Origin of the sequence: Bacillus pacificus (genome assembly GCF_020861345.1) — a bacterium.
Classification (GTDB): domain Bacteria; phylum Bacillota; class Bacilli; order Bacillales; family Bacillaceae_G; genus Bacillus_A; species Bacillus_A pacificus.
Map to the genome: position 1 here is coordinate 1,574,217 of NZ_CP086328.1, position 18,648 is coordinate 1,592,864.

Consider the following 18,648-nt stretch of genomic DNA (forward strand, 5'->3'; position numbering starts at 1 on the left):
TAAGTTCTTCTCAAAAAAAGAATGACACATTCCGCTATTGTCACGCATATGATTAAGTGAATAGTGATTGAGGAGGGTTACGAATGTCCGAATTTAGAGAGATTATTACAAAAGCAGTGGTTGGAAAAGGACGTAAGTATACAAAGTCAACGCATACATGTGAATCGAATAATGAGCCAACAAGTATTTTAGGGTGCTGGGTAATTAACCACTCGTACGAAGCAAGAAAGAATGGAAAACATGTGGAAATTGAAGGTTTCTACGATGTGAACACTTGGTATTCATTCGATGGCAATACAAAGACAGAAGTTGTAACAGAACGTGTAAACTACACAGATGAAGTAAGCATTGGATATCGTGATAAAAACTTTTCTGGTGATGATTTAGAAATTATTGCTCGTGTCATTCAGCCACCAAATTGTTTAGAAGCTCTTGTATCACCAAATGGTAATAAAATTGTTGTAACGGTAGAACGTGAATTTGTAACAGAAGTAGTTGGCGAAACGAAAATTTGTGTAAGTGTAAACCCTGAAGGTTGTGTAGAATCAGATGATGCTTTCCAAATTGAAGATGATGAGTTTGAAGAGTTAGATCCGAACTTTATCGTTGATGCAGAAGAAGAGTAATAGAAAGCTAGGGAGAAGTTCTTCCTAGCTTTTTACTTTACATAAGTGGTGCTTAGATGAACATGATTGCTAATGAAATGTGCTATAATGAAGAAAGACTCCTGAAATAGGAGATAAGAGTGTCCGTGAAATGTGACATATATGAATATAGATTATTATGTAAGAATTATGGAGGATAAGTATGACGCAATATACGCCTATGATACAGCAATATTTAAAAGTTAAGGCAGACTATCAAGATGCCTTTTTATTTTTCCGCTTAGGTGATTTTTATGAAATGTTCTTTGAGGATGCGGTTAAAGCAGCCCACGAACTTGAAATTACATTAACGAGCCGAGACGGTGGTAGTAGTGAACGTATACCGATGTGCGGTGTACCGTATCATGCGGCTAAAAACTATATTGAACAACTTGTTGAAAAAGGATATAAAGTAGCGGTTTGTGAGCAAGTAGAAGACCCAAAAACAGCTAAAGGTGTAGTGCGCCGTGAAGTAGTACAATTAATTACGCCAGGAACGATGATGGAAGGGCGTACGATTGACGAGAAAGAAAATAACTTTTTAGCCGCATTAACACATTTTGAAGATGGATCATATGCGTTAGCTTGTAACGATTTAACGACTGGGCAAAATACAGTAACGTTATTGACTGGTTCAGTAGAAGATATTTTATTAGAAGTGTATGCAACTGGTTCGAAAGAAATTGTTGTAGATTCTTCCTTTTCTAAAGATGAACTAAACAAGTTAACTGAAACGTTAAAAATGACGATTTCATATGAAGATGCAACGGCAATTCCTGAAGGGCTAGAACATCTTGTGAAAAATGTTTCACAAGCAAAGTTAATTAAAGCAGTTGGGCGCTTATTTAACTATGTAATAAGAACGCAAAAACGTTCATTAGATCATTTGCAGCCTGTGGAAATTTATTATACGAATCAATTTATGAAGATTGATGTGCATTCAAAGCGAAATTTAGAGCTGACAGAAACACTTCGAACGAAAGAAAAAACAGGATCATTATTATGGCTATTAGATAAGACGAAGACTGCTATGGGTGGTCGTATGTTAAAACAGTGGATGGAACGTCCACTTATACAGAAAGAACGAATTGAAGAGCGTTTAGAAATGGTTGAAACGTTTGTAAATGATTACTTCTTGCGTGAAGATTTAAAAGAAAAGTTAAAAGAAGTATATGATTTAGAACGTTTAGCAGGGAAAGTTGCATTCGGTAATGTAAATGCAAGGGACTTATTACAGTTAAGACGATCTTTACTGCAAGTACCAGCTATTTTAGAAGCGATTAGTTTGTTAGATAACGCGTATGCAGCGAGATTAATTCAAGGTGCAGATCCATGCGAGAGCTTAACAGAATTACTAGGAAGAAGTATTCAAGAAAATCCACCGCTTTCTATTAAAGATGGAGATATTATTAAAGATGGTTATAATGACAAGCTTGATCAATATCGTTACGTGAGTAAAAACGGAAAAACGTGGATTGCTGAGCTTGAAAAACGAGAGCGTGATATTACAGGAATTAAATCGTTAAAAATCGGATACAACCGTATTTTCGGTTACTACATTGAAGTAACGAAAGCGAACCTTGGAGCATTACCAGAAGGCCGTTATGAGCGTAAACAAACGCTTGCTAATGCGGAACGTTTCATTACAGATGAACTAAAAGAAAAAGAAACATTAATTTTAGAAGCTGAAGAAAAAATTGTACAACTAGAATACGATTTATTTACAGCGCTTCGTGAAGAAGTAAAAGTATTTATTCCGAAATTACAGCATTTAGCGAAAGTGATTAGTGAATTAGACGTACTGCAAAGTTTTGCGACAGTGAGTGAAGAGGAACAGTTTGTAAAACCTGTACTAACAACGAAGCGCGAAATTTTCATTAAAGATGGTCGTCATCCTGTCGTAGAAAAAGTATTGAACGGGAAATTGTATGTACCGAATGATTGTATTATGCCAGAGAATATGGATGTATTTTTAATTACAGGACCGAACATGTCTGGTAAAAGTACGTATATGAGACAATTAGCACTTGTAACGGTTATGTCGCAAATCGGTTGTTTCGTACCAGCAACAGAAGCAGTATTACCTGTATTTGACCAAATCTTTACGAGAATTGGCGCAGCAGATGATTTAATTTCAGGTCAAAGTACATTTATGGTCGAAATGTTAGAAGCGAAAAATGCAATTGCAAACGCATCAGAAAGAAGTTTAATTTTATTTGATGAAATTGGACGCGGTACATCTACGTATGATGGTATGGCACTTGCACAAGCGATCATTGAACATATTCACGACCAAATTGGTGCAAAAACGTTATTCTCTACACATTATCATGAATTGACAGTGCTAGAAGAAAGTTTGGATCAACTGAAGAATGTACACGTTTCAGCTATTGAAGAGAACGGAAAAGTAGTATTCCTTCATAAAATTCAAGACGGGGCAGCAGATAAAAGTTACGGAATTCACGTTGCGCAACTTGCGGAGCTTCCAGATAGCTTAATTGCTCGTGCGAAAGAAGTGTTAGCGCAATTAGAAGGACAAGAAGAAATTATTATTCCAAAGCGTGTAGAAGTGAAAATGCAAGAGCAAGAAGTAATTCCAGAACCTGTAGTTGTAAAAGAAGCGCCAGTAGAAATAGAAGAAACAAAGGTAGAGAATGAAGAAGAATCACAACTATCATTCTTTGGTGGAGAACAGTCCCCGAAAAAACAAGACAAGCCAGTTCTAGATACAAAAGAAACGGCAGTACTTGCGCAAATTAAAAAAATTGATTTACTTGATATGACACCTTTAGAAGCGATGAATGAACTGTATCGCTTACAGAAAAAGTTAAAGAAAGGATGAGTAAGTAGATGGGGAAAATTCGCAAACTCGATGACCAACTCTCAAACTTAATTGCGGCAGGGGAAGTAGTAGAGCGTCCGGCCTCAGTTGTAAAAGAACTTGTGGAAAATTCTATCGATGCGAATAGTACATCTATTGAAATCCACTTAGAAGAAGCTGGGTTATCGAAAATTCGTATCATTGATAACGGTGATGGTATTGCAGAAGAAGATTGTATTGTCGCTTTTGAACGACATGCGACGAGCAAAATTAAAGATGAAAACGATCTGTTTCGCATAAGAACACTCGGTTTCCGAGGTGAGGCATTGCCGAGTATTGCCTCAGTTAGTGAATTAGAATTAATCACTAGCACAGGTGATGCACCTGGTACGCACCTTATTATTAAAGGTGGAGACATTATAAAGCAGGAGAAAACAGCGAGCCGAAAAGGAACAGATATTACAGTACAAAACTTATTCTTTAATACACCAGCGCGTCTTAAATATATGAAAACTATTCATACAGAGCTTGGGAATATTACAGATATCGTATATCGTATTGCAATGTCACACCCAGAAGTATCGTTAAAGCTATTTCATAATGAAAAGAAATTGCTTCATACATCAGGAAATGGTGATGTAAGACAAGTACTTGCATCGATTTATAGCATTCAAGTTGCAAAGAAGCTTGTTCCAATTGAAGCGGAATCTTTAGATTTCACAATTAAAGGCTATGTAACATTACCAGAAGTAACGAGAGCATCTCGAAATTATATGTCAACGATTGTAAATGGTCGTTACGTTCGAAATTTCGTATTAATGAAAGCTATTCAGCAAGGATACCATACATTATTGCCAGTCGGACGATATCCAATCGGCTTCTTATCGATTGAAATGGATCCAATGCTAGTTGACGTTAACGTACATCCTGCGAAATTAGAAGTTCGTTTTAGTAAAGAACAAGAATTGCTAAAGCTTATCGAAGAAACATTGCAAGCAGCATTCAAAAAAATACAGCTCATTCCAGATGCGGGTGTGACAACGAAGAAAAAAGAAAAAGATGAAAGTGTGCAAGAACAGTTCAAGTTTGAGCATGCGAAGCCGAAGGAGCCATCTATGCCGGAAATTATTTTACCGACAGGCATGGATGAAAAACAAGAAGAACCGCTGGCAGTGAAGCAGCCAGCACAACTGTGGCAACCGCCGAAGCAAGAATGGCAACCACCACAGTCGCTCGTAAGAGAAGAGCAAAGTTGGCAACCATCTACTAAACCGATAATGGAAGAACCGATTCGAGAAGAGAAATCATGGGACAGTAACGATGAAGACTTTGAATTAGAGGAATTAGAAGAAGAAGTTCAGGAAATAGAAGAGATTGAAATGAACGGTAATGATTTGCCGCCACTTTATCCAATTGGACAAATGCATGGAACATATATTTTCGCTCAAAATGATAAAGGCTTATATATGATTGACCAGCATGCCGCGCAGGAACGTATTAATTATGAATACTACCGTGATAAAGTAGGACGAGTAGCACAAGAAGTACAAGAACTACTCGTACCATACCGTATCGATTTATCTCTTACCGAATTTTTACGTGTCGAAGAGCAACTAGAAGAACTAAAAAAAGTTGGACTATTTTTGGAGCAATTCGGTCATCAATCCTTTATCGTCCGCTCACATCCAACGTGGTTCCCGAAAGGACAAGAAACAGAAATTATCGATGAAATGATGGAACAAGTCGTTAAACTAAAAAAAGTTGATATAAAAAAACTACGTGAAGAAGCAGCCATCATGATGAGCTGTAAAGCTTCAATTAAAGCAAATCAATATTTAACGAACGATCAAATATTTGCTTTACTGGAAGAACTTCGTACAACAACAAACCCATACACATGCCCGCACGGCAGACCAATTCTTGTGCATCATTCTACTTATGAATTGGAAAAGATGTTTAAGAGGGTTATGTAGGGATACTGTTCATAGAGAAAATGGTCTCTGGTTATTTTAATAAAATATAGAAAGAAATAAAAAGGAGCGATAGTAACAATTCGCTCCTTTTTCATATAATTCTTTTGCAACTATATTTTAAAAAGTTATAAACTAGAGATAACCTCAACGTATGTATACTTTATATGTGCGTTCTCAATTTGTTTGTAAGGAAAGAGGTTTTTATTTTACAGATTTATCAGAATTATGTAAAGTATAGATAAAATCATAAAATGGGGTGTTATCTATGTGTACTAGTTTGACATTACAGACAAAAAACGATCAGCATCTTTTTGCAAGAACGATGGACTTCACATTAGATATGAATCAAGAAGTAATAATCATTCCTCGGGATTACCAGTGGAATAATATAACTGGTGAAATCATTAATACGAAACATGCTGCGGTCGGAATGGGAATTAATCATCAAGGAAGGATCATTATGGCGGACGGAGTAAATGAAGCAGGTATGACATGTGCAACACTCTATTTTCCAGGATTCGCTACTTATAGTCAAAGCATAGATGACAACAAAACGAATTTAGCTCCATTTGATTTTGTGACTTGGAGTCTGACACAATTCAATTCTGTCAAAGAGTTAAAGAAATCTGTAGATAGCCTTACCTTTTTGGACATACCGTTACCGGATTTAGGACTTACGCCACCACTACATTGGATTTTGGCAGATAAATGGGGAGATTGTATTGTACTGGAGCCGACAAATGAAGGATTAAAAATGTATGACAACCCACTAGGAGTGATGACGAATAGTCCGGAGTTTAATTGGCATTTGCAAAATTTAAGACAATACATAGGTCTTAAATCGCAGCCATTCGCGCCAACAGAGTGGAGTAATTTACCATTAAGTGCTTTTGGTCAGGGATCGGGCTCAATGGGACTTCCAGGGGATTTCACTCCACCATCAAGATTTGTGCGGGCAGCATATGGCAAACAAAACATTCAAGGTATAGATAGTGAAGAAGAGGGAGTATCAGCTCTTTTTCATATCTTATCAAATTGCGAGGTTCCTAAAGGTGGAGTAATAACAGAAGAAGGTGCACTAGATAATACCATATATACAAGTGTAATGTGTATGGAGTCCGAAACATATTATTATCATACTTACGATTGTAGACAAATTATAGCCATTCATTTATTTCATGAAAATTTAGATACAGATGAGATTAAAGCCTATCCGTTCCAACGGAAACAAAAAATATTTTATGAAAACTAAGTTGCTTTGAAACAACGTTTAGTAAATTTTTAAATATATATAATAGAACAATAATGGCCTATATAATTCATGGGTGCTTCTTTAACTTTGTGATTCATCATAAATCTACTCCTTTCTCCGATGACTTCAACAAGTAAAATTTTGCTGGTAGGCTTTATTTATAAATAGTAAAGGACAAAAAAGGTGCGGAAAATATCCATACCTTTTTTGTTCTTCCATTATCTATGTATAAAAAAGCGCTGTATATCAGCACTTTTTAAAAGTACATGAGTTGTATAAGAAAGATTTATTAACTATACAAGGCCTAATATAGGTTATTATTTGATTCATTGCTATAAGGGTCTATAAGGTTATTTGTTTTTATTATTATTAATTTTTTCCGTATATAGCACCTGTTCCTTATAGTGTTTTTTAATTGGGAAAGTATGTGTACCAGAGCCGTTTTTGAAATTTTTATTGATAGGATTCTTTAGAGGGATTGTTGTAGTTTCTGTAAATTCATATGGGTAGTTGATTTTAGATTTATCTTCAAACATGAAAAAGCCTCCTTTTAGGATTTCCTGAATTCTTTACTATAACATGATATGCATATAGATTTTTTTTGGACTAGTTATTTATATAGGTTAATGGAATTTAATTACGTAACTACTGAAGTGTTCTAAAGGAAAACAATTCGAGAAAGATATTGTATGAATAGCTGCTCGCTATTGTTGTTGTTGTTTAAATTATCATGGTGTATGTGAAATTCTGAAGAGACTTAGTATATATGTCTATCTAACAAGCACTATGTGATGAACTCTTTTATGTTAGGTGAAGTGAATTTTGCATATATATTCGTTATAAATTGTTTTTATAATATGATTCATATAGGTTTTTCCTGATAATATAATGCGGAATATTATAGTGTTATTATGTTATTAGGAACATTTAATGCTGTTTCATAACTGAAAGGGAATTGAAAAAAAACTGAAACTTTTCTCATAAAAATTCAATCTAACTTGAAAAATGAAAGGAAAATGAAATTTTCCAAAAGATATTCTTTGTTAAGATAAAAAGCATACATAAATAAAGTGTTGACATATCTTAAAAATGTATTTTCAAGATATAGTGGGGGAAAAGATGAGAATAGAAAAACAATTAATAAAAAAGATGTATTATGAAACATTTCTAATGGAGAATGTAACAAAATCACCTCTTGACGTACTTGGAGAAGCTTATGTAAACGAAGAAAAAAATGAGGTTTCTGATGGATCTTATATTCGTTTTGCACAAGGTGAATTTTATTATCGCCATCAAGATTTTGAAGCAGCTATTTTTAAATGGGAGAAGGTTAGTAATGAATTAGCACCGTGGGCACAAAAAAATATTGCGGATGCGTATTTCGAACTGAATCAATTATCAATTGCTGAAAATGTATACACTTCCATTACTACTGATAATAAAATATTGATGACTGAAATTAGATTACAATTACTTTCTCTTTACATAGAGCAAAATAATTTTGATTCAGCTTTCGCTGTTATTAAAGAAGCAGTTTCTTTAAATCCAGACTATCCGAATGTTACAAAAATTGCCCGTTCCTTTTATGAGGAACAACAAGATTTTGATAGTGCAGTAGAGCTTGCTGTGAATGAGTTGATTCGAACAGAATCTTATCCGTGGTTTGAGGTGTTAAAAGGATATATCGATAAAGGATTTACTAAACATATTTCACCAGATTATTTTTATGATGCATTAGTTACATTAAATAATGTAGATCAAGTACAATTTACGCAAATGGTTTCATCACTTTGGAACAGTTATAAAAATGAACAAAATTACTTATTGTGGCTTAACACAATAAATGAATTTTTCTTACATATTGAAATAGAGTCTTCCGATATATGGGACAAAATTTCTTCTCTTTACGAAGAAACATACTTTGCATTAATTCAAGGGAAATATACGCTTAGACAATTACACGATATCATTCCCAATCTTTTAACAAATTGGTTGAAAGTAGTTAATCCATCGTATGCTGTATTTCCATCAGCAGCTGTATTGGCATGGGATGAAATTTTTCCTACCCAAATAGATTCATCAAATATAAAACATGCGGAAAACCTACTGTCATATTCTATGAATCATGTGAATGCTTTAGAGTACAGTCTACATCTTTTTGAATCTATTACACAGTGGGCACAAAAGCAAAATATAGAAATAGGTCACCGATTTAGATGGTTAGTTGACGAACTTGCGGATTTAAGAACAAATCGTATTTTAGTAACGGGAACTTCAGGGAACGGAAAAACTACATTTATTAACTCTATATTAGGAGAAAATATAGTAGAAAAATCAATTTCAAATGTAGTAGTTTTAAAAAATGATGCTCATACAGAAATTAACGCCATAACAGACGCTGCAATTACAACAACGGAAGATATCTCTGATTACCATAATATGATGTCTCAGCACCATCAAACATATAGAGATAGAGCATGTGTCGAATTTAAATTACCATGCAGATTTTTAAGTGAAAATAAACTTACATTTGTAGTTACACCCGGCTTTAATAGGAATAACGACACTAGGGATGAGGTATTTGAATATCTAAACTCTGTAGATGAATTATTGTTTGTATTGAATGCAGATTCACCTTTTACTGATAAAGAGCGTGATATTCTATTAAACATTCAAGAGCATACACCAAACTTACAAGTGCATTTCTTATTAAATAAAATCGATAACATTTATAGTGAAGCAGAAGTAAAAAGAGTACTACATGATACGGCAACGAGAATAAACACATATTTCCCGCATGCGAGGATTTTCCCTTACTCTTCGTTATATACAAGTAATCAACAATTGAATGAATTAACAGAGTTTATTCATTTTAACTTTAATCATAAAAATATCGATGCAGAACGTACTGAAAAGCTATTATTTTTCATTCGAAAAACAATTACATATCTTTTGGATAAACGAGTTGAGAAAGAAAATAATCTAGTGGATGCTATTAATTGGAATGAAGATATGCTAGTGAAACTAAACGGTAGCATGAATAACCTTACTGCATTTGAGAGGGAAAAAATTCATTTCATTACACAGTCATATCGTGCAATGAAAATGGAAATTACGAACGATCTTACTGAAAATATACCGAAGATATTACAGAGTTGTTCTGATTTAATGAGTGAAGAAAGTGATTTCGGTCACATGGATACAGAACTAAATAAAGCAATGAACGAAAGAGTGCATAAATATTTAGAACAAACTGTATTACCTAATCTTGCTCTTTCTATGCAAAATTGGATTGCCACTTCTCATAATGAGCTCCTTCAAAGTCAATCGTACTTAGAAGAACTTAGTGAAGGACTTAATTCTTTATTTGGAGAAAATCGAATACAGTTAGAATGTGACTTTAAAGTGCTTGATGACTGGCGCAGAGATACTGACAGAATGACGACTAGAATACAAATGGATGAAGTAAATATTTTACGTCGATTTACGCCAGCACAATTTTTATTGAAAAGTGCCGGTAAATTATTTGGAGTTCTTCCGAAAAACAAAACTATGCTATATAACAAATACAAACAGTATGTAGAAAATGAAGATTATACCGAGGTAACTGATTCTATTATGAAGAAATTTTTCTTGCAATTTGAGCTATTCGAAAACACACAAGAGCGAGATATTCATATATTCTTTAGGAATCCATTTAACTCCTTGAAACAAGCTGTAGAGAATATACAATTAGAAATACAAGAAAAACAAGAGATGTTACATAAAATGAAATCAAACCCTGAAGTTTATCATGATTCCATCATGCTCTTTGAATTGAGATTACGTCAATGTGAAGTGATTTTACATATAGGTGATGATCATGCTTATACAGATGTAAGTTTAGAGACAAGCGTAGAATAAAAATGAAATATATGAAACTGCATCATGTATTATAGGAGAATAAAAGGGAGCAACTATAACGAGTTGCTCCCTTTTCATATTAAGATTATTTTTCAGTCTCTTTAATTTTAGTTTGTACTTCACCAGTTTTAATTTTATTACTTTCTGAGAAACGTAATAAATCGCCTTCAATAATTTTGTCAGACATTCGTAATTCATTTTGTGCACGTTTAATGAGTGCTTCTGCTTCTTCTTTTGGTAAGTCTACAATTTCACCTGTTATGCGGTCATAGAAAGTATTGTTTTTGTATGCATACTTGTCTGTAATGAAGCTACCATCACGTAAAACAACAAAACCGGCATATTCATCCGAAAACATATCATGGCCAAAACGAATATCGTTTGTAGTATCAATTCCTAATAAATTGAGAATAGTAGGTTTCATATCGATTTGTCCCGTAGGCTTTGAAATCGTTCGACCTTCTGTTTGTCCAGGGATATGAATATATAAAGGTGTGCGTTGTAAATTTAAAGTATCAAATTCTGTTATTTGATCTTTTTCTAAAAACTGTGCCATCGCGCGATTATGTTTTTCAGAAATGCCATAATGATCACCATATAAAACAATAATAGAATCATCATACATTCCCTCGGCTTTTAAACGCTCAATAAATTTTTTTATTGATTCGTCTAAGTAACGTGCTGTTACAATATAACGATCAAATACGCCATTACCAGAGTAATATGGTTCAATGAATTGTGTATCTTCATCATACGTAAATGGATAATGGTTCGTTAAAGTAAGAAAACGAGCGTAAAATGGTTGATCAACAGTTTTTAATATATCTACTGATTGATCAAAGTATTCGATATCTTTTAAGCCCCAATTTAAATTTGTTTCGGGCGTAATTTTGTAATCAAGTTCATTATAGTAACGATCATAACCGAGAGCAGAGTACATGATGTTACGATTCCAAAATGTGGCGTTATTCGCATGGAATACAGAAGTGAAATAACCTTGCTGACGTAGAATTTCTGGAGTCGCAGTATAATCGTTGTTACCGTGTGTGAAGAATACAGCTCCTCGATTTAATGGATACAATGACGTATCGATTAGAAATTCAGAATCGGATGTTTTTCCTTGCCCAGTTTGGTGGAAAAAGTTATCAAAGTAATAGCTTTCATTTATGAATTCATTCAAAAATGGTGTAACTTCTTGTCCGTTAACTGTTGCTCCTATTAAAAAGGTTTGCAGGGATTCAAGAGTGACAACAATTACGTTTTTTCCTTTCGCTACACCAAACATATTAGGGTTCGGCTCACTTTGGTTTGCCTTCACGTAGTTTTCAGTTTCTTGTAATTTGCTACTATCAGCAAGTGCCTTTTGTGATCCTGCTTTTACTTGCAGTGTTAAATCATAAACTTGATGCGTGTATAGTCCTAAATTTTTAACAAGCATAACTCGGTCAAATGATCTTGTTAATAGTTCAGGTCGCTCTTTTTCTGCAAGATGTAGATTAGCAAAAAATACACCAATCGTTAAAAGAAAATATAACAAGCGTGCCGGATGAGTTACACGTCCTGTTTGGAAGACTATTGATTTTTTCTTCAATAAAATAAAGAAGAAAATAATGTCTACGAATGCGAGTATAATTTTGTAGTTCAATATTTCTATAATACTGCCGCCTAATTGGCCGAAGTTTGATGTTTGTCCAAGTACTGGTAACGTAACGAAATCGCTATAAAAATCATAGAACATTACATTTCCAACGAGTACGATTGTTAATACGAAGTTGATACATAGCGCGATATAATTTCTTTTTTCACCGGTTGCAAATAATGCTAATCCGACAAAAGCTAATGATGCAGCGAGCGGGCTAATAAACAAAATAAGCTCTTGTGTAGAAGATTCAATTTTTAAATCAAAACTGAATCTTGTAATAAGATATGTTTTTAACCATACTGCTAAAGCAATTATTAAAACAAAGCTTATATTTTGCATTTGTAAATTGATTTTATTTTTCATTTTTACTCCTTCTTTTTGTAATTTATTTAACTTGTGTTATATATTATATTTTTATAACTATTAGAGTATACTGAACCATTTAGCTAATGGTTTCTAAAGGTAATAATATAAAGTATTCACATACGTACAATGAGGAAATTTAAAGCGTAAATCTATTTTTTAGAACAGAGCAGAAAAAGTCATAGTTGTAGTAAAAAATACTTATAGACATCCTAACATATTAAACACTATGATGATGTTACAAAATATCGAACAAATGAAAATGGAAATGAATAGAGGATTTTAAAACTGTTGACATTCAATTTGTGAGAATTGAATGTCAATGGCTATGTTAAATATGTATCTCATAAAACCCTGATTTTTTGTGGGGAAATAGTAAGCTATTACTATGGAAGTTAAAATATTTAATTGCAATCTGAATGAAGGAAATTAAATGTGAGATAAATATTTTCCAACATATAACCCACTTGCAGCAGCTTGAGATAATGAATGAGTGACGCCTGAACAATCCCCAACTAAAAATAGGCCATTTATACTCGTTTCAAAATGATTATTGAGTTTTATCCACAATTAAAACTTTTTTGTTACTTTTAACTAGTGAATAAGCCAGAAAAATGCTACTTACTCCAGCGCCGATAATTGTAACATCATACATATTCTTTCACCTGCTAACGAATAGTTTGTTTTTTATTTTTCTAGTGTATAACAATTTTATGAAGGTAAGAAATAAATTTTATTAATAAAGGGGAGTTTTTGAACTTGACGCTTTTTTAATTTCTTAGAGTGATGAAGTAAATATAAGTGTCTTTATTTACAAGAAGAATTAGTTTTCAAAGACCACTATATCACATGATAAATAAATTCTTACATACAAAAAAACAGACCTTTTAAGTGAAGAGGTCTGTTAATGATTTTAAATGTTATTTAGCGAAGACGTGGTTACCAATTACTGCTACTGTTTGACGTGTCGTAATCCACTTGTCTGTTGATGTTTTCGGGTTATAGAAATAAAGCCAATCAGAATGTATTCCATTTGTGGAGATAGCCTCTTCTACAGCCATTTTTGCTTCTGCGCTTGCAGGCTGATTAATTCTTCCATCTGTAACAGGAGTAAATGCATATCCGTATTTAATAGGTTCATAAATAACGCCTGTTATTGTATTTGGAAAACCTTTTGCGTTTACACGGTTTAGTATAACTTTAGCTACTGCTACTTTTCCTTTATATGATTCGCCACCTGCTTCAGCGGTAACTAAGCGTGCCATTAAGTCTTTTTCTTTTTCTGAAATACTTGAGTTGATTTTTAAATGTTGTCCTGTATAAAGCTTGTTTTCGATTGTGTTGTTCATTTGTTTTATAGATTGAACGGTAACATTGTAACGCTTTGCTATCGTTTCTAATGAATCTCCCGGTTGTACCTGATAAATAATTTGTCCAGAAATGTTCGCAGGCTTGGCGTTTTGGCGAACAGTGATTTCATTTGAGTTGACGGAACCCGGGATATGTAACTGTTCGCCAATGAAAGTTTGATCGTTTCCTTTATTATTAGCCTGTTTAATGGATTGTATTGAAACGCCGTATTGTTTACTAATGCCCCAAAGTGTATCATTCTTTTTTGCTGTATGAATGGTAGAAGCTTCAGCTGTACTGTGACTACATACGAATGTAATTGCAGCTGCAGATAAAGGGATTATATGTTTTATTTTTAATAATTTCATTGTAAATCCTCCTAGGAAAAATAAGGTAAAACGGTTAAGTAATGTAGCTTAAAATGTCTACATATAATATTTTAATGTAAGTATATTAGCACATATAAAATAAATAATCATTATAAGTTTCTTATTTATTTAGTGTAGAGTCCGAATATGAAATATTGCATATAAAAATACATTGAAGTTCCTTTAAATTTTTCTAATTTAGGATATGTGAATGATTTTTTAACTTTACTTCTATGTAATATTTCATATTTATGAAATGTTATTTATTTTTTACTCACCAGATTATATTATATTCAATAAGTTTGATATAAAACAGAAAAAGGAGGAATGATAATGAGCAGTAAGAAATTTATTTTGAAATTATTTATATGTAGTACGATATTTATCACATTTGTATTTGCTTTACATGATGAGCAAGTAGTTGCAACAAGCTCTGTTAATGAGTTTGAAAATTGGTCAAAGTGGATGCAACCTATACCTGATAATATCCCATTAGCACGAATTTCAATTCCAGGAACACATGATAGCGGGACGTTCAAATTACAAAATCCAATAAAGCAAGTATGGGGAATGACGCAAGAATATGATTTTCGTTACCAAATGGATCATGGAGCTCGTATTTTTGATATAAGAGGACGTTTAACAGATGATAATACGATAGTCCTTCATCATGGGCCATTGTATCTTTATGTAACACTGCATGAATTCATAAACGAAGCGAAACAATTTTTAAAAGATAACCCAAGCGAAACGATTATTATGTCTTTAAAAAAAGAGTATGAGGATATGAAAGGAGCAGAAAGTTCCTTTAGTAATACGTTTGAAAAAAGTTATTTTGTGGATCCTATCTTTTTAAAAACAGAAGGAAATATAAAATTGGGAGATGCTCGTGGGAAAATTGTACTACTAAAAAGATATGGTGGTAGTAATGAATCTGGAGGATATAATAATTTCTATTGGCCAGATAATGAGACGTTTACCACAACTGTAAATCAAAATGTACATGTAACAGTACAAGATAAATATAAAGTGAGTTATGATGAGAAAGTAAAATCTATTAAAGATACGATAAATGAAACGATGAACGATAGCGAGGATTTAAATCATCTATATATTAATTTTACAAGCTTGTCTTCTGGTGGTACAGCATGGAATAGTCCATATTACTATGCCTCTTATATAAATCCTGAAATTGCAAACTATATAAAACAAAAGAACCCTACAAGAGTAGGCTGGATTATTCAAGACTATATAAATGAAAAGTGGTCACCACTGCTGTATCAAGAAGTTATAAGAGCGAATAAGTCACTTATAAAAGAATAAAGATGATGAGGATAAGAAGCGATAAAATACGTCGCTTCTTATTGAAAATACAGTGTACCTTGTAAATGGAACAATTTTCGAGTTATCTCAATCGATGTTTCATTATGAAAAGACTAAACTTTAAATCGAATTAATTTCAAATGAAAATTGGCATAAATAATCCTGGGAAAAAGCAACTGATCATAAGTGTTCAGTTGCTTTTTATTTTTAAAGTGGATGAGCAAAAAAATATAAAAGTGGTTGGTCCGTTTTTTGCAAACATCTATTATGATAAGAGAAGAAAGGTAGTATGTTATCAACGTTTTAAAGAGGAAGTTCTTAATAAAAATAGACTGGCCTTAGAGAGGTGAAAATACAATGAGCTTTGCGATTTCACTAGTCGTTATTATTGTAATTGTATCACTGTTTGGGACCGTGCTAGTTGCACGAAATGTAGAGGAGAATTACGGCAAGTCCACAAAGAGAAATGTGAAAAATTTATCTGCCATCTATATTGTCCTTCTTTTTGTTCTACTGCTAGGGGTAACATGGTATGCGGTAATAATTTGATAGTTTGTAACCGAACTGCAACGAGAGCATGAAGCTGGAATTTCAGAAGCTATCGAGTAATTAGAGACGGAGCTATTTTAATATATCCATTTTTGGATGAGAAAATGTGACTAATTAATACTATTTTTACGGTGAATACTGTTAGTAATAAATTGAGGATAGTTCGTTTTGAAAGGAGGCAACTATATGGAATGGAAACCAAATCGTGCAGATAAGACGCCTGTATATAAACAAATAGCGGGTTATATTGAAAGGGGTATTTCTTCAGGTGAGTTTCCTTCTGACAGTAAGTTACCTTCTGAGCGTATGTTAGCAAAAGAATTACAGGTGAATAGGAGTACGATAGTAGCTGCATATGAAGAATTAAAATCACTTGGAGTAGTAGAACGGCAAAAAGGAAGCGGAACGCGGGTGAATACAGACATATGGGGTGTTTCGCATAAACGAATACCAAACTGGGGTAGGTACGTCGAGGACGGGTCATTCTTACCTAATGTACCACTTGTTCAACAAATTCGAACGGAAACACAAAAAAATGACTTAATTAATTTAGCGAGTGGTGAATTGTCACCAGAATTAATTCCGAGTGATAGATTCCGAACGATTTTGTCGGAGAAAACATTTATGGAAAACCTCGGTTATGACCATCCACTTGGAAATGAAATGTTGAGAAAAACAATTGCAGCACATGTTCAGCAATATAAACAAATTGAAGCAGATTCGAATTCTATCCTTATTACATCTGGAGCACAACAGGCACTTAATCTTATCGTTCAATGCTTATTAAAACCTGGTGATGCGATTGCAATTGAGGACCCTTCGTATTGTTTTTCACTGCCGATATTTAAATCAGCTGGCTTAAAAATATTCCATTTACCTGTTGATCAGCATGGAATGAATCCAGATGACTTAATTGATTTGCATAAAAAGCATCGTATTCGTATGGTATTTTTAAATCCGGATTATCAAAATCCAACTGGAACCGTGCTTTCATTGGCAAGACGTAAAAAGATTTTAGAACTGTCTTCTGAATTTGGCATACCGATTGTAGAAGATGATCCGTATAGTTTAACTTCATTTAATGGTGAAGTGAATCCAACATTAAAATCAATGGATCAAAACGGGAATGTTCTTTATATAAGTTCACTATCAAAAATTGTTGCATCAGGATTACGGATTGGCTGGGTAATTGGCCCTACGCGTGTAATAGAGCGTTTAGCGGATGCGAAGCAGCAAGTTGATTTTGGCCATAGTGTATTTACACAGTGGGTGGCAAATCAATTTTTAGAATCAGAAGATTTTCATGCACATATTACAATGCTTCGTGGACAATTGAAAGAAAGAAGAGATGCGTTAATTAGAAAGCTTAAAGAAATATTAGGGGATCAGGTTGAATTTTTTGTTCCAGAGGGTGGAATACATTTATGGTGCAAAGTGCAAGGAACGTTTGATGAATATCATTTATTAGGCGAATCTATACGAAATGGTGTAGCGTTTGTTCCGGGAAGTGTTTTAGGTACTAAAAGTGAATATATTCGTTTTACTTTTGGGAGAGTGAATATAGAACAAATTCAACTTGGAATTGCACGGTTTGCTGATACGTTAAATGAGATTTCATAACATGGATGTGAGATAGTGAAAAGAGGAGAAGAAATGAAGTACGTGACACTTTTACTTCAAGTATGCGTGATATATATATTTAGCTTAGTTGGTCTATGACTTCTAGTTTTGTAGTTGTTGCAGGAATCACAGGTGCTATTATTGGACCAACAGTACTTAAGTTTTTCCGTATAACGAGTACAATTGGAAAAGGAGTGGGAATGGGCTGCTCATCACATATTATCGGGGTAAGTCGTCTTGTGAAGGAAGGCGAGAAAGAAGCGACGATCGGTTCGGTGACGATGATTGTAACCGGAATACTTATTAGTATAATTATACCGTATGGAACGAAATTTATATTTTAAAATGTAATGGAGATGATGAAAATGACAACATGGTTTATAGTTACATTATTTATTTTTGGTGCGATTAAAGTACTAGTTTCTAGTATGCCGACTTCTGTTGTAGAATCAATTATTAGTAGATTTGAATTGCATCAAAAACTTGAGGAAGAGAATACCACTATATTGATAGACGGAAAAAATATAGAGGGGGAAACGAAACTACAAGTTATTCATGAATTTAACGAAGCTCTATTTTTAGATAAACATTATTTTCCGCCGCACGGGGAAGGAACACCAATCGTTATTAACACGAAGAAAGGGAATAAAGAGGTTCGATTTTCTCTGTATAGTCATGAGGAACATGTTGATGTAATAAAGCAATATAAAAAGAAAATCGTTGCCTATCGTTTGCGTTCAAAACGCCTTCAAAATCCTACATCATTAGCAATAACTGAAGATTATGCTTAAAAAGAGATCGTTATAAAAACGGTCTCTTTATTAAAGTGGGTTATATAAT

At 33.6% G+C, this 18,648-nt stretch carries 13 protein-coding genes and 3 pseudogenes; 11 read left to right on the forward strand and 5 right to left on the reverse strand.

The window, feature by feature from the left end:
- The first annotated feature begins 83 nt into the window (after positions 1–83).
- The 4 genes from cotE to LMD38_RS08290 all read left to right on the forward strand — a co-directional run bounded on the left by cotE (position 84) and on the right by LMD38_RS08290 (position 6,690).
- Positions 84–626, forward strand: coding sequence for an outer spore coat protein CotE (gene cotE / locus LMD38_RS08275; RefSeq protein WP_001288798.1), 543 nt, complete (start codon positions 84–86; stop codon positions 624–626).
- Positions 627–807: 181 nt separating this feature from the next.
- Positions 808–3,486 (forward strand): DNA mismatch repair protein MutS, encoded by a 2,679-nt coding sequence (mutS, locus tag LMD38_RS08280; RefSeq protein ID WP_000196017.1) that lies wholly within the window; start codon positions 808–810, stop codon positions 3,484–3,486.
- 8 nt (positions 3,487–3,494) lie between these two features.
- On the forward strand, positions 3,495–5,438 hold the full coding sequence (gene mutL / locus LMD38_RS08285; protein WP_016718294.1) for a DNA mismatch repair endonuclease MutL: 1,944 nt from the start codon (positions 3,495–3,497) through the stop codon (positions 5,436–5,438).
- Between the two features lie 265 nt (positions 5,439–5,703).
- A complete protein-coding gene (locus tag LMD38_RS08290) occupies positions 5,704–6,690 on the forward strand; it encodes a choloylglycine hydrolase family protein (protein WP_228920247.1) in 987 nt (328 codons plus the stop codon).
- A gap of 350 nt (positions 6,691–7,040) precedes the next feature.
- On the opposite strand, the gene LMD38_RS08295 is transcribed toward LMD38_RS08290, so the two are convergent.
- Positions 7,041–7,226: a hypothetical protein gene (locus LMD38_RS08295; RefSeq protein ID WP_000461128.1), complete on the reverse strand. Its 186-nt coding sequence runs from the start codon at positions 7,224–7,226 to the stop codon at positions 7,041–7,043.
- A gap of 553 nt (positions 7,227–7,779) precedes the next feature.
- Between LMD38_RS08295 and LMD38_RS08300 the strand changes: the two genes are divergently transcribed.
- A complete protein-coding gene (locus LMD38_RS08300; RefSeq protein WP_208755330.1) occupies positions 7,780–10,593 on the forward strand; it encodes a dynamin family protein in 2,814 nt (937 codons plus the stop codon).
- 85 nt (positions 10,594–10,678) lie between these two features.
- On the opposite strand, the gene LMD38_RS08305 is transcribed toward LMD38_RS08300, so the two are convergent.
- The 4 genes and pseudogenes from LMD38_RS08305 to LMD38_RS08315 form a co-directional block, all read right to left on the reverse strand.
- Positions 10,679–12,598, reverse strand: a complete 1,920-nt coding sequence (locus LMD38_RS08305) for an LTA synthase family protein (RefSeq protein WP_062822128.1) — start codon at positions 12,596–12,598, stop codon at positions 10,679–10,681.
- Positions 12,599–13,027: 429 nt separating this feature from the next.
- A pseudogene (locus LMD38_RS08310) lies at positions 13,028–13,162 on the reverse strand (dehydrogenase); the annotation flags it as partial.
- Positions 13,149–13,253, reverse strand: coding sequence for an NAD(P)-binding protein (locus LMD38_RS28810; RefSeq protein WP_113742457.1), 105 nt, complete (start codon positions 13,251–13,253; stop codon positions 13,149–13,151). The gene LMD38_RS28810 and the pseudogene LMD38_RS08310, both read right to left, overlap by 14 nt.
- 265 nt (positions 13,254–13,518) lie before the next feature.
- Entirely contained in the window at positions 13,519–14,316 is a 798-nt protein-coding gene (locus LMD38_RS08315) for a cell wall hydrolase (protein WP_062822127.1), read from the reverse strand.
- 333 nt (positions 14,317–14,649) lie between these two features.
- Here LMD38_RS08315 and plcA point away from each other — a divergent pair, with 333 nt between their 5' ends.
- From plcA to LMD38_RS08350, 6 genes and pseudogenes are all read left to right on the forward strand, one after another.
- Positions 14,650–15,639, forward strand: coding sequence for a phosphatidylinositol diacylglycerol-lyase (gene plcA / locus LMD38_RS08320; RefSeq protein WP_062822126.1), 990 nt, complete (start codon positions 14,650–14,652; stop codon positions 15,637–15,639).
- A 31-nt stretch (positions 15,640–15,670) separates the two neighbouring features.
- A pseudogene (locus tag LMD38_RS08325) lies at positions 15,671–15,783 on the forward strand (GntR family transcriptional regulator); the annotation flags it as partial.
- A 213-nt stretch (positions 15,784–15,996) separates the two neighbouring features.
- Entirely contained in the window at positions 15,997–16,188 is a 192-nt protein-coding gene (locus tag LMD38_RS08330; protein WP_000006463.1) for a hypothetical protein, read from the forward strand.
- Positions 16,189–16,374: 186 nt separating this feature from the next.
- Entirely contained in the window at positions 16,375–17,808 is a 1,434-nt protein-coding gene (gene pdxR, locus LMD38_RS08335; protein WP_000454988.1) for a MocR-like pyridoxine biosynthesis transcription factor PdxR, read from the forward strand.
- A gap of 92 nt (positions 17,809–17,900) precedes the next feature.
- A pseudogene (locus LMD38_RS08345) lies at positions 17,901–18,152 on the forward strand (LrgB family protein); the annotation flags it as partial.
- Between the two features lie 21 nt (positions 18,153–18,173).
- The gene (locus LMD38_RS08350; protein WP_000214612.1) at positions 18,174–18,599 is read left to right on the forward strand and encodes a YfmQ family protein; all 426 of its coding nucleotides are present in this window, start codon (positions 18,174–18,176) and stop codon (positions 18,597–18,599) included.
- Positions 18,600–18,648: the final 49 nt, after the last annotated feature.